We start from the raw sequence: 22,225 nt of genomic DNA, 5'->3' as shown, positions 1-22,225 counted from the left end.
AGCAGGCTCGCTGCCTCACACGTGTGTGCGTGTCAGCGCGGCCTTCACCGTGCGCGCAAGATCTCCTATCTGAAACGGCTTCCTGAGCACCGCGTATCCGTCTACGCGGTCCTTCGATACATCCACGTCCGCATACCCCGTCGCCAGGATCGCAGGCAGTTGCGGACGCGAGCGCTTCGCTTCGGCAATCACTTCCAGGCCGTTCATGCCGGGCATCGCAAAGTCGACCACCAGCAAGTCCGGATCGTCAGTGTGCAGGCGATCCAGCCCCGCGCGGCCATGCGATGCCTCGGTGACGGTGTAGCCGAGCATCTTCAGGCAATCGACGAGAAAGGTCCGCACGTCCACGTCGTCTTCAATCACGAGAATCCGCTCGTGCGCGCCCGCGGTCTCTTCGCCCTGCTCCGCGACCTGCGCCTCGGCCACCACGCGCTCGCGTAAAGGCAGCCACAGCTCGACGGTCGTGCCCTCGCCTGGTTCACTATGAATCCGCGCCGTTCCTCCGGCCTGGCGCGCAATGCCGTAGACCTGGCTCAAGCCGAGACCCGTGCCCTTGCCAACCGGCTTGGTGGTGAAGAACGGATCGAAAACGCGCGACAGCAACTCCGGCGCGATGCCGGTACCCGTATCGCTCACGCCGATCACCACATACTGTCCCGGCGGCACCGCTTCATCCGGCGCGGTGCACTGGCTCACGCGAATGGTCAGGAGGCCGCCGTCGGGCATTGCATCGCGGGCATTGATGGCCAGGTTCAGCACGGCGAGTTCGAGCTGGTTGGCGTCGGCGTCGGTCCAGGCTTCCTTCACGTCGAACCGGGTGCCGAAATGAATGCCCGTTCCCAGCGACAACGTCAGCATGTCGCGCATGCCATGCAGCATCGAAATGACGTCGATGGCCTTCAGGTCCAGATTGCTGCTGCGTGAAAACGTGAGTAGCTGCCCGGTCAGCTTCGCGCCGCGTTCGGTTGCCCGCTTGACCGTCTGCGCCATGGTCTGCACACGCTCATCGCGGCTCACGCGTGTGATCAGTTCGGCGTTGCCCATGATCACGTTCAGCAGGTTGTTGAAGTCGTGGGCAATGCCGCCGGTCAGTTGCCCAAGCGCTTCCATCTTTTGCGCCTGCACGAGCACCGCCTGGACCTTCGCACGCTCGTGGATCTCTTTCATCAGCCGGTCGTTCGCCGACGCCAGTTCGTGAGTCCGTTCCGCAATCCGGCTTTCCAGCGTGTCGTTCAAACGCTCGACCACAAGCTGGCTCGCGAGAATCTTCTCGTTGACTTCGTGACGGTCGGTGACATCCAGCGACACCCCGATGATCCGCGTCGTACTCGTTCCCGGAACGCTGCCCGGCGCACGCATGGGATGGCCGCGCGACTGCACCCAGTGGACGGTGCCGTCCGCCCAAATCACACGATATTCGACCGTCAGGTTGGTATTGTTATCGATGCAATGATCCAGCGCCCGCTGGCGCATCTCGCGGTCGTCGGGGTGCACGAGCTGGACGATCTGCGCATAGTCCAGCGTCGGCCCCTTGTGCCCGTAGATCTTGCGGAACGCTTCGGTGGAGCGCAGCAAGCCAGTCTCCACATCGAGCTCCCATGATCCCAGTTGCCCCGCCGCGAGCGCCAGGTGCAACCGCTCCTGCGCCTCCACGCGCTCGGCAAGCTGACGCCGCGCCTCGTATTGCCGCAAGCGCGCGCGCAATGCTGACGACACCGCCCGGCGCAGCGTTTCTGCATTGAGCGGACGCTCCAGCACCACGACATTGCCCAGCATCTCGAGCCGGTCGAGCGCGTGTTTCGGACGTCGCTCGACGCGTTTGGTCGCAAGCAGGATCAGCGGAAAATCAGACCATGTAGGCTGCTGGCCAAGCCACTGGAAAAGCTGCGGCATGTCGCTGTCGGCCAGGGCTTCTTCCGCGATCAGCGCCGTGCCCGCACCGCCGCGCAACTCGGTGTTCAGCATCGCAGCAGTCATGCAGGCGAGGCAGTTGCGGCCATCCTTGCTCAGCACTTCAGCCACCACGTCCGCGTCGCGGCCGCGAGGGGCGAGGATCAGGACGCGGTTTTCCACGGCTTAGCGGCCCCTCGCTTCAGGGCTTCCCAGCATGGCCGAGCCGCCCCGATACGCGGGCAGCCCGGCGAGCACGCCGTCGAAATCGCGCAGTGCTTCGCTCAGCTCCAGGCCGCCCTGTGTCAGCCTGAACTGGCGGATCGTGCGCTCGTGCGCGCTGCTGCGGCTCTTGACGGCGGCGAGCGCCGTCAGCACTTCTCCCTGATGCTCGAAGTAGCGGAACAGGACCATCACGTCGCTGAGATAGCTGATGTCGATATCCGTCTGCACCTCGCCCACAATGCCGTGCTGCCCGAGCACGAGCATGGTCACAATGCCGCGCTGGTTGAGATAGCCGAGCAGCTCGTGCATTTGCAGCAGCAAGTAGCGCTCGCCGGGCATCGCCTGCAAATACGCGTTCAGGCTGTCGATAGCAACATACGTCGCGCCTTCCTCCTCCACCGCCTCGCGCACGTCGCTGGTGAACTGGCCGGGCGACATTTCGGCAGGATCGATCTGGCGCAGGGTCAGCAGGCCGTTGCCGAGATGGGCCGACAGGTCCATGCCGAGCGACTTCGACCGTGCCAACAGCGTACCGAGCGTTTCGTCGAAGAGATAGTAGATGCAGCGCTCGCCGCGCTTGAGCGCCGCCATCAGGCAGCACACCACGGTCGTGGTCTTGCCCACGCCGGACGGCCCAATCAGCAGTGCATTCGTGCCGGGAATCAGGCCGCCGCCGAGCATGGCGTCGAGGCCCTCCGACCCGGTCGACACCGGCGTGCTGGAAAACTCCGCATGATGCTCGGCCGCGATCAAGCGCGGGTAGACATCAATACCACCCGTCTCCAGCGTGAAGTCGTGGAAGCCTTCGCGAAACTTGATGCCGCGCATTTTTGCCACGCGCACGCGGCGACGCGCGCCGCCGTAATCGTGGACAAGCTGGTCGAGGCTGATCACCCCATGCGCAATGCTATGGAGCTGCAGGTCACCGGGGTCAGAGGTGTTGTCGTCGAGCAGGTAGACGGTGCACTCGCGCGTCGCGAAATAGCGCTTGAGCGCGAGGATCTGGCGCCGGTACCGCAGCGGATTCTGCGACAGCAACCGCAGCTCCGACAAGCTGTCCAGCACGATCCGGACAGGCTTGAGCGTTTCAACCTGGCGGATCACGTTTTCGACCGTCTCGCCTAGCTCCACTTCCGCCGGATGCAGGATGGACTGCTCGTACTCGGGATCCAGCCCTTCGTCGGAGAGCAGTTCAACGATCGACAACGCATCGACGTTCCAGCCGTGGGCATCGGCTACAGCTAGCAGCTCCGAGCGCGTCTCGGATAGCGTGATGTACAACCCCCCTTCGCCCAACTCTGCGCCCTTCAGTAAAAATTGCAGAGCGAGAGTGGTTTTTCCCGCCCCCGGCGACCCTTCGATCAGGTACACGCGGTTCGGCGTCACTCCGCCGCCCAGGATGTTGTCCAGCCCGGTAATGCCCGTCGACATGCGTGCTGCGGGGAGAGACGGCTGAGGTTGAGTTCTCATGGTAGAAATAGGGTTCAATAGGCGTAACGTCTCGCAAGGAATGCGGCCAAGCTTGGGTCTCGCCGCGATCGGCCGCAATATATGTCCGGTGACAGCAAAGAACAGGCCCGTGCAGCGTGGCGCGCAGGCAAACCGGGCCCGATACCGCCTGAGCGGCGATAAGCCGTTGAACCCGCAGGTAAAAACGCCTCCATGAGCTCAAGATCGATGGATGTCAAACGCCGTGTGCTGCTGGCCGCTTCGCTGGCGTGCCTGGGATCGCCGGCATTCGGCATGGACACCATTGAAACCGAGCAGCCGTCCACGCTGGTCAGCGACATTCATACCTTCGTCGTAGCGGAAGACGGCTCCCTGACGGAAGATGATGAAACCACCTTGCGCTCGAACACGCCGGCGGGTGTTGGAGAAATCGCGCAACGCTACATCTGGTTCGACAAATCGACGTCGACCGTCGACATAAGCGACGCCTACTCGCTCGGCGCTGACGGCATTAAACATATCGTGGCGCCGGACCAGATTCGCGAGATCCAGGAACCGCGTTCGGCAGGCGCCCCCACATTCGAGGACTCGCGCCTGAAAGCCGTGGTGTTTCCGGGCGTGAGTACGGGATCGATCGTGCATCTGCGGTTTCACAAGACCCAGTCGAAGCCGGTCATCGCGGGGCAGTTCGATTATTTCGTCGAGCCCGGGCGCGGCCCCGTGGAAGAGCAGCGGCTGATCTTCGACCTGCCTGCCAACAAACCGCTTTATGCCGATGCACGCGGTTATATCGCCGTGCTGCCGGTGACGCAGGGTGGCCGCACGCGCTACGAATTCGACTACAGCCGGGCTCACTACGATCGCGTGGAAGCGGGCTCGGTCGGCTATGCGCAGTATGGCGACCGGCTGATGGTGTCGACGTTTCCGGACTACAGGAGCTTTGCCGCGAGCTATCGGGACGGCACCGTCGACCCGAGCGGGAATGACCCGGCCGTGCGCGCCCTCGCCCAATCGCTCACGCGCAACGAGACCGACGCTCGCGCGAAAGCGGCCACACTCTACGACTGGGTCCGCCACAACATCCGCTATGTGTCGCTGTTCCTGGGGCAGAGTCCCGCCATCCCCCACCGCGCCGCCGATATCCTCGCCAACCGCTATGGCGACTGCAAGGACTACGTCGCGCTCTACGGCGCGTTGCTGGCAGCGGTGGGGATCGAGAACGAACCCGCCTTGATCAGCCTCGGCTCGGTCTATACGCTGCCGTCGGTACCGGGCTATGGCGGCAGCGCGATCAATCACGTCATTACATGGCTGCCGGGGCTCGCGCTGTATGCAGACTCCACGGCGCTCAGTATCGAGTTCGGTTATCTGCCGCTTGCGGACATGGACCGTCCAACGCTGCTGGTCAGCGACGGCACGCTGTCACGAACGCCCGCTACCCAAGCGTTGTCACGTGCAGCGCGCCTGCAGATCGAGGTGGCGCCCGACGGCTCGGCCTCGTTCGCCGACCAGGTGGAAGACGCCGGATGGAGTACGGGTCCCGAGCGTGCGAACCTGCTGCATGCGACCACCGAACGCCGCAAGCAGATCGCCGATGCCCGCCTCCGGGCGAGCGGCCTGCGCGGTGTGGCGACGCTGAGCGCCAACGACCTGAACGCAAGCAACGGCCCGCTGACCACCACGATCAACGGCACGCTGGACAATGTCGTGTGGCCCACCGGAACGACCGCCCTCCCGGCGCTGACGAGCCTGTCGGGCGGGATCGCCACGCAGGTTGAGAACCTGCTCGCCGAGCGCGTGCGGACCCAGCCATTCATGTGCACGGGAGGCGCATTCGATGAAGTCGCACAAGTCGAATTGCCGAAGACGGTTCAAGTCACCGATGTCCCGACCGATGCCAGTTTCACGAACGCGTTTTTCGATTATTCGTCACGCTATGTCTTCGACCCCGCGACGAACCTGATTCAGGCGGAGCGTCATCTGAAGGCGAACTTCGGCAAGCAGGTTTGCACGCCTGCTGACTTCATCGCCATGCAGCCGGTGCTGAAGCGCATCGAACGGGACACGGATGCGCAGATCATCGTCAAGGCGGCGCAGCCGTGACCGGTGACCGAACGGGTTCGACCGGCGCGTAAATTTTCGTAATGGCGGCATGCGTGCCTGTAACCGGAATGTCGGGCGAGGCCGTTATGCTGCAAAACTCGCATTGATGAAGCGTCCCGATGCGCACGGCCAGGCCATGATGACCCGAGAATCCGACGACACCCCCAAGCATTCGTCTGCGCCCGTTGATCGTTTGAGCACAATCGCGTCGCCCGATCCGCGGGTTCACCGCACGCTCGCCAAGGCATGCCGCCACGCCGGCGATGAACTCGGCGCGCTGGCTCATCTGATCGCAGCCCATACCCTCGACGCGTACGCCACCGACTCGCCGGACGCCCACACGAGCGGCCTGTGCGACGTCGCCACGGGTTATTTCATGAAGGGTGATCACGCAGCCGCCGCGCGCTGGTACGAGCTCGTGCTGACGCTCGATCCGAATGTCGCTGTTGCATGCCAGAACCTGGCCGCCATTCATGCGGGCGAGGGAAACACTGCGCTTGCCGAGGGTTATCGCGAGCGCGCTTATGGAATCCAGCGGGTTTTTGTCGAAGAGACGGCGGGCTGGACTCGCTCCGTCCTGATCCTGTGCGCGGGTAAAAGCACCGGCAACGTGCCGTTCGAGGCGTTGTTGCCCGGCGCAAGGAACCGTCGTATCAAGTACGCAATCGACTACGCCACCGACGACGAAGACGCTCAGCTTCCCTCCTTCGATCTCGTATTCAACGCGATCGGCGATCCGGATATTGCAGCGCCGCTTGGAGACAGACTCGCGCGTTTTGAGGCGCAGTGTTCGCGCCCGTTGCTCAATCCGAACTCGGCAATCGCCCCGACCTCGCGGCATAGGCTGCCCGCGCTGCTTGACGGCCTGGATGGCGTAGAGACCGCGCCGTGCGTGAGGTACGAAGGAGCAAGCGAAGAACAGGGCATTGGAGCACTCGCTTCGCTGCTCGCCAATCACGCCGTTACGTTTCCGCTGCTGGCCCGGCCCGTTGCGGCTCACGGTGGCGACGGCCTGGTTCTGTGCGACAGCATCGAAGCACTTGAAAGCCGGTTATCGACGCAAGCAGGCGCCCAGTACCTCACCGCGTTTCGCGATTGCCAGTCGGCCGATGGCTTCTACCGCAAGTACCGCATGATCTACGTCGACCGGCAGCCGCTTCCTTATCATCTCGTGATCTCGCCGCACTGGATCGCGCATTATTTTTCCGCTGATATGGAAAGCCACGCATGGAAACTCGACGAGGAACGGCGCTTCCTGCAAGACCCGCGTGCGGCCCTCGGCGAGCGCGCGATGAACGCCATTACGGCTATTGGCCGGCGGCTCGATCTGGACTACGGCGGCATCGACTTCACGCTTCTGCCTGACGGTCAGGTGTTCGTGTTCGAAGCCAACGCGACCATGCTCGCGCACTACGAGCGCGGCAGCGGCGTGCTCGCCCACAAGAACCAGCATGTGCAACATATCGTCGATGCGTTCGAGCACATGCTGGCGCACAGGACGGCGGGCTGAATGAACAAGACCATGAACTTCTCCGGCGGACCGGGTGCATTACCGGCCTCGGTGCTGCGCGAAACGAGCATTGCAATCGATGCGTTGCCCGAGACGGGTTTGTCGGTGCTGGGAATGAGCCATCGATCCGACTGGTTCCGCGGCGTGCTCGATGAAGCCGAGCGCAACCTGCGCGTTTTGCTCGATATCCCCGGCAACTACCATGTGCTGTTCATGCAGGGCGGCAGCAGCCTTCAGTTCTCCATGCTGCCGATGAACTTCCTGCGCGGCAGCGGCAAGCATGCCGAGTACATCGTGTCGGGTTACTGGAGCGCCAAGGCGCCGGTCGAAGCGCGGCACGAGGGAACAACGCATGTGGTGTGGGACGGCCGCGCGCAGGGGTATCGCCGTTTGCCTGCGCCTGAGGAGCTGAGCCTCGCGCCGGACGCCGCCTACCTGCATTACGTGTCCAACGAGACGGTTGAGGGGCTGGAATTTGCGGATATTCCGGGCCTGCATGAGGTGCCGCTGATCTGCGACATGTCGTCGAATCTGCTGGCTGCGCCGCTCGATATCGACCGTTACGCAATGATCTATGCGCATGCGCAGAAGAACCTCGGACCAGCCGGTGTCACCGTGGTGATCCTGCGCGATGAATTCGCTCAACGGGCCACGCATGCGTTGCCGACCCTGCTTGATTATCGGACCCATATTCAAGCGCGTTCGGTGTACAACACGCCGCCTGTGTTCGCCATCTATGTGTTGATGCTCGTGACGCGCTGGCTGCGCGACGAAATAGGCGGCGTGGAAAACATGGCGGCGATCAACCGAGAGAAATCGGACCAGCTGTATCGCGCGCTCGATGCCGAGCCGGATTTCTATCGCGTGCATGGCGAGCGCGCTTGCCGCTCGACCATGAACGTAGCCTTCCGTCTGCCCGATGCAGCCACGGAAGCGCAGTTCATCCATGACGCCCGCCGCGACGGATTGCATGGCCTGGAAGGACATCGGTCAATAGGCGGCCTGCGGGCTTCGCTATACAACGCGGTGACGCCCGAAGCCGTGGCGGTGTTGTCGGAGTGGCTGGGCGAATTTCGCCGGGTGCGGGGTTAAGCGATGCGAGGTGGCGAAGGAGTATCGAAGCCGCCGTTCCCGCGTACGCGCTGCCCGCTCGGCTAAAGGCCCTTGAACCTGTCGGCGTAAAGGCGGCTCACGCTCAGCTTGTCGGTGTGGCCGCGCAACGTCAGCGTGAGTTTGCCGCTGTCATCGCGTAATGCGGTGGCGATGGCATCACACCGTACGATCGTGCTTCGATGAACCTGCCAGAAACACTCCGGATCAAGTTGCAATTGCAGTTCACGCAGCGAGATCCTGATCAGGTGCTCGCGTTCAGCCGTGACCATGCGTACGTATTTGTCGGCGGCCTCGAAGTACAGCACGTCCGCTATGGGCACCATGGTGATGGTATTGCCGGCACTCGCCTGGATCAGCCGCAGCGGCGGGCTTGCTGCCGGTAGTTTAGCCTGCGGCCCTGCGGCGTCGGCATGCAAGAGCTCGCGCAACGTGTGAATAGCAGCGTCCAACGACGGATCAGCCGCCTGCGATTGCGTCCTCTGCCGTAACGCGGCTTGCAGACGCGCGCAGGTTTTTTCCAGGCGATCCGGTTGCACGGGCTTCAGCACATAGTCGACCGCCGCGTGTTCGAATGCGTGCAGTGCGTATTGATCGTAGGCGGTCACGAACACCAGCAACGGAAACGGTTTGGCGAGATCCGGCCAGTCTTCGGCAAGCGCCTGCGCGGCCTCCAGCCCCGTCATGCCGGGCATGCGAATGTCGAGGAAAAGCACGTCGGGCTGCAGCGCGAGGCTTTGTTTCACCGCGGTCTCGCCGTCGGCCACACTCGCGACGCAACGCAGGTCAGGCCATAACCGGGTCAACTGGGCCTGCAAGTCTGCCGCCAGCAAAGCTTCGTCTTCAGCAATCAGTACGGTGGCTTTCATGATGGGCACGGAATGGTCGGTGGTCGGAATCAACTCAGTGGTCGGAATCAAGATACAGAAAGGCGCACGATAGCCAGGGTGCCGCCCTCGTCGTCGCTTGCGGCTATGAGTTCAAGCGACGCGGTTTTGCCGTACAACGCGGCAAGCCGTTCACGAACCTGCTGGATGCCGAAACGGCTGTCGCCGGATGGCAATGCACCAGGACCCGTCCCGCCGATACTGATACCCGCCCCCGTATCGCGGACGCTCAGCACGAGCGTGGCTCCTTCACGCTGCGCGCTCACCCTGATCCAGCCGCCTGCAACCGTGGGTTCAAGTCCATGCTTGATGGCGTTTTCGACCAGAGGTTGCAGCAGCAGCGGCGGCACCGGCAACCCCGCGAGGTCATCGGGCAAATCAAGCCGCGTGCTCAGGCGGTTTCCCATGCGGGTCTGCATCAACTCGAGATAATCGCCAATACGCGCAAACTCAGCGGACAACGAATGTGATCCCGATCCCGAGCGCGAGGCGTCAAGCGTGGCGCGCAAAAACGCAATCAGACGGTCGAGCATGGCCTGGGCGCGCGGCGGGTCTTGCGCAATCAGCACTCGCAGGTTGGCCAGCGTGTTGAACAGCATGTGCGGTTCAAGCTGCGACTCCAGCAGCTTGAGCTGGCTCTCGGCGGCGCTTCGCAGCGCGGCCTCGGTGCGCGTTTCCATCGCGGCCATGCGGCCTCGGGCATAAAAGAAATACGTGATGCCCAGCGACAACACAAACACGCCGGTGATGCTCACCAGCACTGCCCGGGGGTTGTCCATGATCGTGGCCGGTGCGTGCTGCACGCCGGTCAGCAGATCGCCGAGCATGTGCGCGGCGATGTAACCCACTACGCCCGACACAACGACCCACGGGGCCATCAATCCCCAGCCGGGCCAGTTTCGCTGGGCCTCCAGGTTATCGGGGGAACGCTTGCGTATCAGCGAGGCCAGGCTATAGCGGCCTATCTCGATTAACCCCTGGATGAACAGCGTGCTGCAAAGCGAATAGATCAGGTTGTCGGCGAACGAATCGCGATTCATCACGTAGAAGAACACGGTGGTCGCCACCGATATCGCGATAAAGATCCGCAGTTCGCGCCATAGCCAGTGCAGGGTGTGGTGAGCGTGAGGCATTCAGTGGGCTTGGTGTGCGGTGGTTCAGGCGCGGTTCGCGCCGCTTGGTTGTCCGGTAGTCCACGCTCGCAGGTCGGCAGTGGTATTGCCTTCGTCGCTTGGCGCCCGGCCGGGAGGCTTAAACAAGTATCCGAGGATCGCGGACACACTGCACGCGCCGGCCAGATCACCCGGTAGATCGACCCATTGCGCGGATTCTACGCGTAGCGGGTTGTAGCGGGTGATCAGCCCATGGCGGCACGGCGGATCGTCTGTGCTCCCGGTGATGTCGTGGCTGCCGGCTCGTGCGTTGTGCGAAGAAGCCGGCATGCGGCATACGGTGCGCTTGCGTCGCTCGATCAACCGCTTAATAAGCCATGCTGGATGACTGGGCTTGCCGGGCGACGCGCCACATTGCGAGACCACGTGCGAGGAAGATGCCGCTGAAAGCGCCGTACGCAAAACCCACCGATACCGCGAACAGCTTGTCGACGTTCAGATCGGGATGCATCGCCAGCATGACGTTGGCACCGAACTTGATGATGAACAGGCCGAGGATCAGCATGAGCGGAACCCAGCTTCCCGGCACGAGCAGACGCTGCTCTGCCGCAAGCCAGCGAACCTTGCTGCCAACGCCCGCAGCTTGGGACATCCTGAGAGCCGCAAGCACGGCCGCCGCCCACGCCACCAGCGCGATGGACTGCGCGGCGAAGAGTGACACAACGCCATAAAAAGAGAGTGCGGCCATGACGATGGGAATTGCCGTTGCGGCGCGCAGTGTCCTGTGCCGTGGTTGCGTTTGCGAGACGCCGACGGAAATCACGGCCGCGAGCAGCCACCAGACCCAGTGCGGTGTGTTCTGAAGAATGCCGATGAACATGATGATCGTCCTTATCCGTAGGGAGGAGATTTCGATGACGCTCATGGTCGGCGTTCGCCTCTCGCGTCGCGAGCGGCTTGCGACGGGACGACACATCGCGCCGCGAAACGCTTGCGGCGCGGCGTGAGTGGTTGGTGTGCGGACCGCACGGATCGCCAGGTGGCCTCAAAACGAAGACCGCAAATGACAACGGCCCGCCGGGCAAAAGCCTGGCGGGCCGTCTTTTTGAACGGGTGAAACAAGGCGAAAGCTGATCCGGCACACCCGGGCGATAACATCATCCTCAAGCGCTTAACGCTTTATCGCCCAACCGGTAAAGGAGATATTGCGCCGACACGCGGTTAGATCAAGACCGCTTTATAGCGTCGCCACGCGGTCTTGCGCATGCTACTCGGAAGCACCACCTGATGGTGGCGCCGCGGCCTGAGCCACGGGCAGTTCGTGCCCAGCGAGCTTGCTGGCGAGATACAGGCGGTTCATTAGACGCAACTCGGCGGGGCCGCCCGGGCTGGTCGGAGCCGACTTGTCGAGCGTCATCGCCACCATCGTCTTCATGTTGTTGAGCAATACCACCGCCATGTCTTTGGCGGTCTCTCCCGGCAATGTCGGCGCCCTGAGCCGCAGCGTGCCAACAATTCGCTTGAGCGCCTTCTCGCGATACTCGAGTCGCTTGCCCGACCATTCCGAACGGGCATCCAGCAAGGCGACGAGCGCTTTGGCCTCGTCATGGATCTCCGCAAGGGAGTCGATCAGCAAATCGGCCAGCTCGTCGGTTGACACCACGCAGGCGCGGGCATCGATTTCGTCGCATTGGGCATCACGCAACTCGCTGAAGCGCTGCATCAGCGCGTCGGCCAATACCTCTTTGTTCGGAAAGAAACGATAGAGCGAACCGATTTTGGTGTCGGCGCGCGCCGCTATCTCGGCCATGGTTGCCGCATCAAAGCCGCGCTCCTGAATCACCTTTGATGCAGCGGCCATCAACGTGGCCACGCGCTCACGGCCGACACCACGCTGCGGCGCAAGCGCCGGCCGTTCACGATTGGGCCGCGGAGCAGCGGATAGAGCTTTAGTTTTGGCGGGAGTCGAAGACATGCCGTCAGTTTGCCAGTTACGGCGGCCATCGACCACATAACTCTATTTGAGCAAATACTCAAATAGAGTTATGCTTGGGCGTCAGTTACCTCCTCGAATCCACCGCAAGGCTCCCATCATGCTCACTCTTCCCGCGACAACAACAGCACTCATTCTCGTCGATCTCCAGCAAGGCATCGTGTCGATGCCCGCTCTGGCACCTCGCCCCGGCGCTCAGGTGGCAGTAACCGGTGGCCGGCTAGCAGCGCGTTTCCGGACTGCCGGGGCACCGGTCGTACTGGTCAACGTCGCCTTCACGGCGGACTTCGGTGATGTGTTGAAACAGCCAGTGGACCGTCCTTTTTCGCGTCCGGAAGGGGGCTTTCCAGCGAACTTCAGCCAGCTCGTCGAAAAACTCGCTCACCCGTCCGACATTCTCGTGACGAAACATCAATGGGGCGCGTTCTACGGCACCGATCTCGATGTGCAGTTGCGGCGCCGGAACGTCAAAACGGTGGTGCTCGCCGGCATCGCCACCAATATGGGCGTCGAATCCACCGCGCGCCAGGCCTACGAGCATGGTTACGACGTCGTGATCGCTGAAGATGCGACGACGGGGCTGTCTCATGACATGCACGCGTTTGCAGTCGACAACATCTTTCCGCTACTCGCACGCGTGGTGAAGTCCGATGACATCGATCTGAAGAACTGAGCCACGCAAGATGCACAGCAATCCGGCGACAACCGGCGGCGATTCCGATCGCCCGAACGAACAACATGCGGGCTTCGGCTTCCGTTTCGTCGCGCCGCTAGCGCTCGGCGCCGTGCTGAATCCGATCAATTCGACCATGATCTCTACCGCGCTGGTGCCAATTGCGACCGACTTCCATGCAAGCGTCGCGGAGGCTGGATGGCTGATTGCCGGGCTCTACCTGGCAAGCGCCGTGGCCCAGCCGACCATGGGGCGACTGGCGGATCTATTCGGCCCACGCCGGATTTACCTGATCTCTCTCTTCATCGTCGCGATATCCGCGCTGATCGGCCGGTTTGCTCCCACGCTCGGCGTCTTGATCGCGGTTCGGGTGGCATTAGGAATCGGCACGGCCGGCGCCTATCCGTCGGCCATGCGCATCTTCCGCGTCCAGGCAGATCGGCTCGGTGCGGCGCCGCCACGCGTCGCCATGAGCGTTCTCTCGCTGGCGGGGGTCTCCACCCTGGCCATCGGCCCCTTGCTGGGTGGCGTACTGACAGGCGCTTTCGGCTGGCACTCGATCTTTGCCGTGAACGCGCCGCTCGCGCTGCTCGCTGCACTGCTGGTTTTTTTGTGGGTGCCAAAGGATCAGCCGCGCGAAGGCAGCTTTGCGCGTCTGATGGCAGAGCTCGACGTGGTGGGCATCCTGCTGTTCACCGGCTTTTTGCTCGGCCTGATGATTTTCCTGATGAATCTCGACCGCCCAATCTGGAGCATGCTGCCTGTCGCCGCCGTTCTCGGTATAGCGCTCGTGCTTCACTCGGCGCGACGCAAGCAGCCGTTTATCGATGTGCGGATGTTGGGCCGCAACCGACCGTTGACGGTAACCTATCTGCGCGCAGGGGCGGTCCTGATGATCGTATATTGCATCCTCTACGGATTCGCTCAGTGGCTCGAAAGCGGCGCCGGCTTCTCCACTAGCCAAGCGGGCCTCATCACCATGCCGATGTCGCTGCTCGCCGCCGTCTCCTCTGTGACAGGCGGGCGCACAAAAGGCATTCGAGGGCCGTTTATCGTCAGCATTGGCGCAGCGCTGGCCGGATGCATCTGCCTGTTTTTTATCGACAGCAGCAAGTCCGCATGGATCATCGCTGCCGCGGTTGTGTGCTTCGGTGTGCCGCAAGGCATGTTTTCCACAGCCACCCAGACCGCCGTCTATCTGCAGGCGCCGGCCGACGAGATCGGCACTGCAGCGGGACTCCAGCGCACCGCTGGATATCTAGGTGCAATCGCGGCGACCAGCCTCCTTGGGGCCTTATATGGCAAAACTGCGAGCGATCACGGCCTGCACAGCTTGGCCATCGTTATGGGTGTGTTGAGCGCCTGCCTGTTTGTCGCCACGATATTCGATCGTACGATTCCGCGAATCGCCGCGGCGTGAACGGCTGCGGGCGGAGCGCCTACCCGCCGATGCGGCCGCTTAAGCATCATTCTGTGCAAGTGAATAGCTCTTGACGACCCACAAGCGACCATCGCCTGTCTCAATAGGAGCCATTCACTGAGGAAACTCAGATGCCTAGAATCCGCATCATTCCGAGTTTTCCAAAGTTAGCACATAAACAGAGTTGCCATTACCTTGCGCTAACGTTTTTCCGTCTGGGCTCACAGCAAGACCACGACCAGCGGAAGAAAACGTACCCATCCTACATAGCAACTCGTAGTCTTGCTATTGAAGTCCTCGTCATTAATCTTCATTCCGTCATCGACGTCGACAAGAATACTAGTCTCAATATGACGAACTTTTCTTCACGCGCGAAAAAGGCAAATTAAAGTTTTTGCCGATAATGTCGATAAGCCGGTGTATTACCTTTAGGCAACAGGCTCGCGTAACGTATCCGTCGGCATCCGCGAACTTCACCTCACGTGGACGCCATGATCATCGCCTTTCAAATAAAGAAACTGATCGCCTCGTTGTTACTGCTTGGGATGAATGCAACAGTAATGGCAGAGGTGACGCCCGACCCGCTACCGGCCCTGGAGGCCGCAAGATGGCACGTAGCGACTCATGCGATCTTGTTGGAGGCAAGGGACGATATCCGGAACGAACCTTTTCTTCCAAAGCAGCTCGCGTTAGACGGCTTCACATCGGATGCCATCAACAGCGCGCGGATGCTATGTCGAGCTTGCCAGCCGGCTGCACTTGTCGACGTGGTTTCCGCGTCCACCGCCATGTCCGTCGACGAGAAAGAACGCGTTCTCAATGAAGCACTTGCAAACTTACGCGGTGGTTCGCAGCAACCCGTTTTCCGCTCGGGAACGTTCACCGCAATTGCGTTGCTGTATTCAATGTGGGGCTTTGGCGCGCAAGCTCACTCAGTATTCGACGAAGCGATAGCCTCGGCTGTTACCGACCCGGCATCAGGGCCCGGTTTTCACTATATCGCTTTTGAACTAGCCAAAGCGGCTCCCGAAAGCGTACCGGATTGGATGATCTTATCCCTCGTGAAAGCTATTGGCCGATGGCCGCCATCGGACGACGCGGCGCTGGCATACCTGGATTTGGCCCGGATACGGTTTAAACAGAGGCAGCCCGAAGCCGAAATCGATCTTATGGAGAGAGCTTTGGACGCATGCGCCGTGATTGCCAGCTATGGCCAAGCTCAAGGAATCCGGTCAATGGTTGGGAGGCTGGCACTTGACTCGAATCAGGTCGAGTTTGCTAGGCAACGAATTCCTGCACTGCTAATAACTGACGCGAATGCGCTTTTTGAGGCGCGTAGTGGGCACGAAGACACTGCGCTTTACTACCTTGCAAAACTGCAGGGACCTACGCTCTACGTTGATCACCGTGGTGAGACGTTACGCAGCATAATTCGCGAGGCATCGAACCGTGGTGACTTCTCGACAGCCAAATTCTTCGTCGATCAGGTTGATCCTCAAATGACTGGAATGCGGATCGAGTTGTGGACCATCATCGCTAGGGCGGAATGGCTAAACGGCGACTCCAAGGCGTCTCAGTTGGACTTTCGAAGGGCATTGAGTATCGTTGAAGCTATACCTTTCGAGCAACGTCACTCATCTATCGACCAGGAAGGTGTTTTGGCGGAGGCAATGGCGAATGCCGAATTGCACGAAGAAAGTCTACGTCTCTCGCACAGTATCAAGGTCTCGCTTATGGCTCTGCCCGAGAGACAAAACGATACACGGATTGTCGGCTTGCTCTTGTTAGCCGCCGCATTTCGCGCTGCAAGTGATGCGATTGAAGCGAAGCAAACGCTGATACTCGCGTACCAGACCGCTCACGATTACCAGTCTCCCAATCAATATGGGACGAAAAAGTCTCAACTGCTAATGCGCGTCGCCTCAGTTACTGAGGCCTTTCGCTAGCTGACTGTGCTCGATCGTAAGTCTCGAATCCGCCTATAGGCAATACTTGGATCGTGGATGGCGCAGTTCGACGATCGAGCGTCCCCTCAACAGAGGCAGCATGTGTTCCGTCGTCGCAACCGATTGTTGACGATCTAGGAGTAGAAGCCGAACGGCTCATTCTGGCCGCAAACTGCTTCCGGGCGCGCTTACTTTCACAGAAAGATTCCAAAATGTTTGATCAGTGCGTGCTGTCTCTCTTCGCTGGACGTAAGTTCCACTACATCCCTCGACTCATTGTCGGTCTCGATCAACTGCGTGCCGCTCAGTGTGATCCGCCCGGATGATGTTGCGCGCGAGCAAACTTCCTTACTAGTGAAATGAGACTGATCCGAGGTCTGGTGATATGTGCACATTTCATCGAAATCTGAGAGGTGGCGCGGTTTCGTCGAGAACTTGAATGATGGCTTGATCGAATCGGTTCTGGCGCTACTCCCGGCCATTACCGTGTACGCGCTCGCATCTCTCTGGAGGCGATATATGCGATGGCCTTGCGTTTGATCGGTAGTATTGGACAGCAGCAACGGGGCGATAAACGAATCGCCAAATCCGACATCGGTGAGGTACTGGTCGTCACCGATACGGACCAGCAGAGCCATGTGATCGAATAGCGGACCCGTTGTACCGTCCTCCCTGAACACCTCGGCCGCAACCATGCTCACTTCGAAGCCGATATCAGCCAGCAACCGTGCGAACAGTCCATTCAGTTCATAGCAGATTCCGCCGCGTTGGCGTTCCACGATCTTCTTAAACAGGACATCTTCCTCAAGCACGATTTTTCGACCGAGATGGATGTCCAGATTTTCGAAGGGGATCGTCAGCATGTGCGCAAGTTGCAGATTCTTAAGCGTTTCCACATCGAGCCCAAGAGCTGCGTGAAAATCAAGCCGAGCTAGGTACTTTTCAATTTGCATGTCTATCCAGATAAACCGTAGTCAGGGTGCTTTCGCTTCCGCGCGCTGCTTAACCGCGTTATTCATCGCCTTAAAGTTCCGCTGCGTTTCCTCGATTATGTCTTCCGTCAACCGGCCGACGAGCAATCCGGAGAAAGACTCTGTTTGCTCAAGACGCGTTCCGTCGGCCACTGCCGTGAGGTGGATGCAATGCGTACCGTCGAAGATACCGCGAATCCATACACTGCCACGCCAGCAGAGGTCTTGTTCCGGATGAACGAGCAGAACAGTCGGCTTGAATACCATCGAATCCGGTCCATTGCCTAGCGTAATGCGGATTGTTGTTCCTTCCCTGAAGTCACCGTCAACCCGAGTAATGAACGGATTCCAAATACGATATGCAGCGCTATTCGATACGACCTTCCAGACATCGGAAGGCGGCCGATTGATAAGAACGTCAGCATCCGCGCTGCTGTCTTTGTGCAGAACAAAAAGGGCACCAATTACGACGACAACACTGACAATCATGCCTTTCAGCAGCAATCTCCGTACGCCCATATTCGCCCCGTAGTCGGTTGCAAGTGCGTAGCAGCATTCTTGAATACGCGGATTGTCCACGATCTACCCAACGATGTCGAACGTCCGAAAGTGGCCGCGTGCTGCCCGACGCGTCGGGCGCATGTCGACCCTCAGCGGTCTTTCGACCGCATCCAAAGCGGCCCTTCCGGTAAGCCGACGGACTATCAAACTAAAGAAAGCGTGTTGTCGGCCGTTAATACAGGCAGAGGTTCAAGATGGACCGTTCAACCCATGCCACCCTCATGAAGAACAAAAGTCTGGCCTGCGTTCTCGGACTCTCGTGCGTGTTGCTCGCGGGATGCCTAACAATTGTCCCTAACCGGACTGCCAATCAATGACTGACCCTCACCGGAAGTCATCAAATGACTGACCCTCACCGGAAGTCATCATATTGACTACGGGGCGATAGCTTCGCTCCGGTCAGGATCACGAAGAAACGTTCGCCCCTCCTCCGGCAAATCTTGCCTTTTAGTGCCCCATGTCAATCTGCTAGTCCGGTTGGCGCATCTTTTGCTCCAGGGCACGACAAAAAAAGTCGAGCATTAACTAATCCGCTCAGATTGAATTGGGAGTTGGCATGAAGGCAGCGTTCAGAGAAACCGTTCCGATCCTACACAAAGAAACCCCGAAAACGATTCAAATTGCGGTCATATTGTTAATATTCGTGTGGGTTGTCGAAGTGCTTTTTTTTGCACACATGGCGTGGTTTGCGATTCAGCACAACCTAATCGTCTCTCCAGTGCAACGATTAGGGGCGACAACCCTCGTGGTTATTTTCGGTGGCTGGCTCGTGCTAAAGGCAGGTCTCACAGTCTGTCTCGCGTTCAGGCAAAACTGGGCAAGGTATGTCGAACTGTTGCTGACCGTTTTTGGGCTGATGATGACCATCGACGCTTCGATAAACACTGGGATGTGGACGACGTTTGTGACGTTCGGCCCTCTGGATTTTGCGAATGTAGCAGCGACGCTATTGCTATTCGTGGGACCAGCCAACGCTTGGTTTCGCAGGATCTCCACTCCGTCAGCCTGAGAAAGTAAGCCCTGTGCCCGCCTTGATACCTGAGGGCGGCATGTCGAATGTCAGCGATCTGGACACCAGCGCCGAATGACCGTAATTGGCCGAACCCGGTCCGACATTGAACTGGCGGAGTGGGCCGCCATTGATCGGTCCGCGTCAGGCCGAAGTCGACCCACAAGAGCCCTTCAGCTTCGCCATAAGCGGACGGTCGAGACCGTTACCAAGAGCCATCAATTCTGTACAGGCCGCGCATTGCCTTGGAATTCGAAAGAGATCCTTCCGAGGTGCCCCGCATTTGTGCTCGACGGCTAAAGTTTCCCGCCAGTTCCGCAATCAGGCACAAAGCCGCTTGGGGTAGCGTCGTCGCTCAACCCATGCCAGGGCTTCGCGCACGGCTGGAAGATTCGGCTCTGGCGTTTCTGCTCTCAAGTCTAGCTGCCCTCGGATGCTAAAGTCTTTCGAGCCGGCAGCCTTTTCAATTTTTTAATGCCTCTGCGCCCGTCCCAGTAACGCTGATTATGTTCTGCGCATCTGAAAGACGTATAAATCGCCGAAAATAGCGACGTCGCGAACATCGAAACTGATGGTCTCGGAAAAATCATTGGCACTCTAACCGCAGCTATTTTCTGCCTTTCAGTTATCTTCGATTGAGAAAATCCTGAAGCGTTCGAGCTTTTCTTTTCCGACGTGCCAACGACAATAGCCGATCACGTTCGAAACGTGCCTTTGTGGGTCGCATGGTTGTATCTGCGGCGATCGGTTACACGCTACTGGACCGATGAGCCACCGTATTTAACGAGGACTTCCTGCCTCTATCGTGGAATAGCCCGACGCCCCGCTTTTAACGGTCACAATCCAGTGGAATAATTCGAGGAATTTGTCGCTGTTTTTGCGCCCAGAAACAGCACTGGCTCTGCCCATTTTTTTGTAACAGTGCTTTCGATAATGTCCTAAATCGTGCGATTAATTGCACCGTAACCACGTCTGCTAAGAGCATGAAAATGAAAGTAATTTGCTCTTCCTTCCAGAACGATGGTCCTCGCCTGTCTTGCTATGTGTCTAGCCATGATGGCTAGGCTTTTTTGGTAAGTGTAGGTGCATTTTTGTTGTCTGCTTGTGGAGGCGGGTCATCCGATCCCGCCGATATTCTCGGTATCGACAATTCTGAAAGGAAGCGAAAAGTGGCCATTACTATTACTTCTCCTGCTTCGGGCGCGACAGTTAGCGGAACTATTAACGTCACTGGTACTGACGGCGCTACCGTCACTGCAACGCATGGCTCTACAGTTCTTGGGGCAGTCACTGTAGCAGCCCAGTCTTATAGCATCAGTGTCGACACAACTGCTTTGGCTAATGGTAGCCAGACTCTCACCGTTAGTGATGGCACTAATACCGCTAGCGTGCCCGTAATAGTGAATAACGTTACAACGGGCTTTGCGGTCACGTCACCTACCAATGGTTCAACCGAACCTCCAACGTTCACGATGAGCGGTACGGCGGGAACCGAATGGGTCAACGTGGCTGTCTACAACAGCGCGGGTACCAAGGTCGGAGCGGACGTAACGCCGAGTGGTGGGGCATGGAGTACAACAATCAACATGGGCGCAGTGACGGGTTCGCAGGTGCTCACGGCGACGGCGTTTAGCGTACCTGCTGGGCAATCGGGCGGCACTTCGACCTCAGTTAACGTAACGTACACCATTTATGGATCGCTTCCGTACTACGGCGTCAATTGCCATTATAACCAAGGCGGTCTGTACACTACCTCGCTGGCCACGCAGGTTTCCCTTATGTCTGCCAACGGCATGACGGCGTGTCGTCAGGACTGCTGGAATACAGCCAATATGCAAGCGTTGGCCAACACAGTGATTCCGGGTATGACGGGTATTACAGTCCTGCCGGTGATCACCTCTGTTCCGACAGGCACCTCGGTATCGAACGCTTATACTCAGGGTTACAACATGGGTGTGTCTGCGGCGAATATCTTTGCGGGAATAGTGCCAGTCATCGAGATGGGCAACGAGTTCGATGAGGCTTGTATTAATAACAACGTGGATGGCACCATCCCTTCTAACTTTAGCTCCAGCGCGCCGCTATATGTTGCCTATCAAGCTGGACTGTGCAACGGGTTCCGCAGCGTTGATACGACTGGAAAAACCAAAGTGATGCTCGGTGGCATAGCCTACATTCACTTCGGTTTCCTCGACATGATTGTGAACAACATCGAGCCGAACGGTTCGGCTATGCCTACGGCAGCTGCGACGTTCGACATGATTGCGTGGCACTACTACTACACCGGTGGCAACATGGAGTCGGTAAACGGTCTGAGCGGCACGTACAATATCTTCACGTCGATTGCCGCGATCAGCACAAAGCCGCTGTATTTCTCGGAATGTGGTTTGGGTCAGGCCTCAAGCTCAACCTCGACCGGTACGGCGGAAGGTTACATTAATCAGGCCATGCCACAGTTTGTCGCGCAAAGTCAGGTCGTTGGATTCAACTGGTACGAGTTGTACGACTTCACCGATGGTTATGGCCTCTATAACAACAGCGGCACGGCTTATGGTTGGCAGTCGACGTTGGCATCTTTCATTGCAGCGAATCCAAAATCTTGATCTTTTGCAATTGATTGCAACTGGCCACCTTCGGGTATGTGTGCTGGGCGTCCTATAACAATTCATAACATTCAAGCCCGGGTTCCAACAGGAACCGGGCTTTTTTATACTAATGGGGCTGATCCAGGCCATTTCCTTATGCAGATCTTGTTTGCGGCATGACCGCCGCGCCGAAAGATCGTTTAACCACTGGCTTTTCTAATTTATTCCATTGGCTTACCGATCCGCCCGACGAAGCGCCAGTGAGTTGGCTCAAGGGGATAGCAACGGTTGGCAGGTTTCTTACTCCTGCTTGCGGCGCCGGCTTAACGTTTTTGAAGTTGGCTGGTCGACAATATCGTTAGTTCGCTTTGAAACTTTGCCTAAAGGGATGTTCTCAGACAGCATCGTCTCACGTTGTTGACGATTCGATTGATAACGTCGAATGACTACTCTTGGCCGGTTTCTGTCTGACGCGGTCGGCTCAGTTCGACCCACTGCCGTCATTCGCGCCACCGTGAGAGCAACGGGGGTTTCCGGGGTCCAGCGGACATTCGCTCGTGCGGGTCGACTGCCGCTTACGGGAGGACTTTCCGAACACTGTTAGGCGGACCATAGAAAAAAATCGAACTCGACCCGAGAACACTGGGTTAGTGCGCACGGCTTTACCACACCTCTCGTCTGTCGGATATTCGCGTTCGACGCGTGGCAGGTTTGAGTCGCCCTGTGGCGAGGCATCTCGTTGTGCTCTGGGCACAACTTCGGGGAAACGTGCACCGACGCG

17 protein-coding genes are annotated in these 22,225 nt (G+C 59.2%); 8 read left to right on the top strand and 9 right to left on the bottom strand.

Features of this window, described 5'->3' with window-relative positions; all coding sequences use genetic code 11:
• Window positions 1–15 precede the first annotated feature (15 nt).
• Complete coding sequence (locus ABH944_RS20000) at window positions 16–2,073, bottom strand: hybrid sensor histidine kinase/response regulator (RefSeq protein WP_404609619.1); 2,058 nt, start codon at window positions 2,071–2,073, stop codon at window positions 16–18.
• A 3-nt stretch (window positions 2,074–2,076) separates the two neighbouring features.
• Window positions 2,077–3,546, bottom strand: coding sequence for an ATPase domain-containing protein (locus ABH944_RS19995; RefSeq protein WP_404609620.1), 1,470 nt, complete (start codon window positions 3,544–3,546; stop codon window positions 2,077–2,079).
• Between the two features lie 231 nt (window positions 3,547–3,777).
• Between ABH944_RS19995 and ABH944_RS19990 the strand changes: the two genes are divergently transcribed.
• The 3 genes from ABH944_RS19990 to serC all read left to right on the top strand — a co-directional run bounded on the left by ABH944_RS19990 (window position 3,778) and on the right by serC (window position 8,269).
• A complete protein-coding gene (locus ABH944_RS19990; protein ID WP_404609621.1) occupies window positions 3,778–5,667 on the top strand; it encodes a DUF3857 domain-containing transglutaminase family protein in 1,890 nt (629 codons plus the stop codon).
• 106 nt (window positions 5,668–5,773) lie between these two features.
• Window positions 5,774–7,177, top strand: coding sequence for a hypothetical protein (locus ABH944_RS19985; protein ID WP_404609622.1), 1,404 nt, complete (start codon window positions 5,774–5,776; stop codon window positions 7,175–7,177).
• Window positions 7,178–8,269 (top strand): 3-phosphoserine/phosphohydroxythreonine transaminase, encoded by a 1,092-nt coding sequence (serC, locus tag ABH944_RS19980; protein ID WP_404609623.1) that lies wholly within the window; start codon window positions 7,178–7,180, stop codon window positions 8,267–8,269.
• A gap of 62 nt (window positions 8,270–8,331) precedes the next feature.
• On the opposite strand, the gene ABH944_RS19975 is transcribed toward serC, so the two are convergent.
• The 5 genes from ABH944_RS19975 to ABH944_RS19955 form a co-directional block, all read right to left on the bottom strand.
• The gene (locus tag ABH944_RS19975; protein ID WP_404609624.1) at window positions 8,332–9,156 is read right to left on the bottom strand and encodes a LytR/AlgR family response regulator transcription factor; all 825 of its coding nucleotides are present in this window, start codon (window positions 9,154–9,156) and stop codon (window positions 8,332–8,334) included.
• Window positions 9,157–9,203: 47 nt separating this feature from the next.
• Window positions 9,204–10,307: a sensor histidine kinase gene (locus ABH944_RS19970; RefSeq protein WP_404609625.1), complete on the bottom strand. Its 1,104-nt coding sequence runs from the start codon at window positions 10,305–10,307 to the stop codon at window positions 9,204–9,206.
• Between the two features lie 24 nt (window positions 10,308–10,331).
• A complete protein-coding gene (locus ABH944_RS19965; protein WP_404659463.1) occupies window positions 10,332–10,616 on the bottom strand; it encodes a hypothetical protein in 285 nt (94 codons plus the stop codon).
• 37 nt (window positions 10,617–10,653) lie between these two features.
• Entirely contained in the window at window positions 10,654–11,211 is a 558-nt protein-coding gene (locus tag ABH944_RS19960) for a DUF6622 family protein (protein WP_404609626.1), read from the bottom strand.
• A 342-nt stretch (window positions 11,212–11,553) separates the two neighbouring features.
• Entirely contained in the window at window positions 11,554–12,159 is a 606-nt protein-coding gene (locus tag ABH944_RS19955) for a TetR/AcrR family transcriptional regulator (protein WP_404609627.1), read from the bottom strand.
• A gap of 220 nt (window positions 12,160–12,379) precedes the next feature.
• On the opposite strand from ABH944_RS19955, the gene ABH944_RS19950 reads away from it, so the two are divergent.
• From ABH944_RS19950 to ABH944_RS19940, 3 genes are all read left to right on the top strand, one after another.
• Window positions 12,380–12,952 (top strand): hydrolase, encoded by a 573-nt coding sequence (locus tag ABH944_RS19950; protein WP_404609628.1) that lies wholly within the window; start codon window positions 12,380–12,382, stop codon window positions 12,950–12,952.
• A 10-nt stretch (window positions 12,953–12,962) separates the two neighbouring features.
• On the top strand, window positions 12,963–14,372 hold the full coding sequence (locus tag ABH944_RS19945; RefSeq protein ID WP_404609629.1) for an MFS transporter: 1,410 nt from the start codon (window positions 12,963–12,965) through the stop codon (window positions 14,370–14,372).
• A gap of 491 nt (window positions 14,373–14,863) precedes the next feature.
• Window positions 14,864–16,318, top strand: a complete 1,455-nt coding sequence (locus tag ABH944_RS19940; RefSeq protein WP_404609630.1) for a hypothetical protein — start codon at window positions 14,864–14,866, stop codon at window positions 16,316–16,318.
• 194 nt (window positions 16,319–16,512) lie between these two features.
• Here ABH944_RS19940 and ABH944_RS19935 read toward each other — a convergent pair whose 3' ends face one another.
• Together ABH944_RS19935 and ABH944_RS19930 are read right to left on the bottom strand one after the other, a co-directional pair.
• Window positions 16,513–17,271, bottom strand: a complete 759-nt coding sequence (locus tag ABH944_RS19935; RefSeq protein ID WP_404609631.1) for an arylamine N-acetyltransferase family protein — start codon at window positions 17,269–17,271, stop codon at window positions 16,513–16,515.
• 21 nt (window positions 17,272–17,292) lie between these two features.
• Window positions 17,293–17,868, bottom strand: coding sequence for an SRPBCC family protein (locus ABH944_RS19930; RefSeq protein WP_404609632.1), 576 nt, complete (start codon window positions 17,866–17,868; stop codon window positions 17,293–17,295).
• Between the two features lie 538 nt (window positions 17,869–18,406).
• Between ABH944_RS19930 and ABH944_RS19925 the strand changes: the two genes are divergently transcribed.
• On the top strand, window positions 18,407–18,859 hold the full coding sequence (locus ABH944_RS19925) for a hypothetical protein (protein WP_404609633.1): 453 nt from the start codon (window positions 18,407–18,409) through the stop codon (window positions 18,857–18,859).
• A gap of 1,169 nt (window positions 18,860–20,028) precedes the next feature.
• On the top strand, window positions 20,029–21,462 hold the full coding sequence (locus ABH944_RS19920; protein ID WP_404609634.1) for a hypothetical protein: 1,434 nt from the start codon (window positions 20,029–20,031) through the stop codon (window positions 21,460–21,462).
• The last annotated feature ends 763 nt before the right edge of the window (window positions 21,463–22,225 follow it).

It is taken from the genome of Caballeronia udeis (assembly GCF_044909315.1).
In the GTDB taxonomy this organism is placed as follows: Bacteria; Pseudomonadota; Gammaproteobacteria; order Burkholderiales; family Burkholderiaceae; genus Caballeronia; species Caballeronia udeis_A.
The sequence above is the reverse complement of the archived record's forward strand: the minus strand, read 5'-3'. Positions and strand labels throughout refer to the sequence as shown.

Coding starts and splice junctions, on each gene's coding strand:
- ABH944_RS19995 (WP_404609620.1), bottom strand. CDS start 3,546: ATGTCGACGGGCATTACCGGGCTGGACAACATCCTGGGCGGCGGAGTG.
- ABH944_RS19990 (WP_404609621.1), top strand. CDS start 3,778: ATGAGCTCAAGATCGATGGATGTCAAACGCCGTGTGCTGCTGGCCGCT.
- ABH944_RS19985 (WP_404609622.1), top strand. CDS start 5,774: ATGAAGCGTCCCGATGCGCACGGCCAGGCCATGATGACCCGAGAATCC.
- serC (WP_404609623.1), top strand. CDS start 7,178: ATGAACAAGACCATGAACTTCTCCGGCGGACCGGGTGCATTACCGGCC.
- ABH944_RS19975 (WP_404609624.1), bottom strand. CDS start 9,156: ATGAAAGCCACCGTACTGATTGCTGAAGACGAAGCTTTGCTGGCGGCA.
- ABH944_RS19970 (WP_404609625.1), bottom strand. CDS start 10,307: ATGCCTCACGCTCACCACACCCTGCACTGGCTATGGCGCGAACTGCGG.
- ABH944_RS19965 (WP_404659463.1), bottom strand. CDS start 10,616: ATGCCGGCTTCTTCGCACAACGCACGAGCCGGCAGCCACGACATCACC.
- ABH944_RS19960 (WP_404609626.1), bottom strand. CDS start 11,211: ATGAGCGTCATCGAAATCTCCTCCCTACGGATAAGGACGATCATCATG.
- ABH944_RS19950 (WP_404609628.1), top strand. CDS start 12,380: ATGCTCACTCTTCCCGCGACAACAACAGCACTCATTCTCGTCGATCTC.
- ABH944_RS19945 (WP_404609629.1), top strand. CDS start 12,963: ATGCACAGCAATCCGGCGACAACCGGCGGCGATTCCGATCGCCCGAAC.
- ABH944_RS19940 (WP_404609630.1), top strand. CDS start 14,864: ATGATCATCGCCTTTCAAATAAAGAAACTGATCGCCTCGTTGTTACTG.
- ABH944_RS19935 (WP_404609631.1), bottom strand. CDS start 17,271: ATGCAAATTGAAAAGTACCTAGCTCGGCTTGATTTTCACGCAGCTCTT.
- ABH944_RS19925 (WP_404609633.1), top strand. CDS start 18,407: ATGAAGGCAGCGTTCAGAGAAACCGTTCCGATCCTACACAAAGAAACC.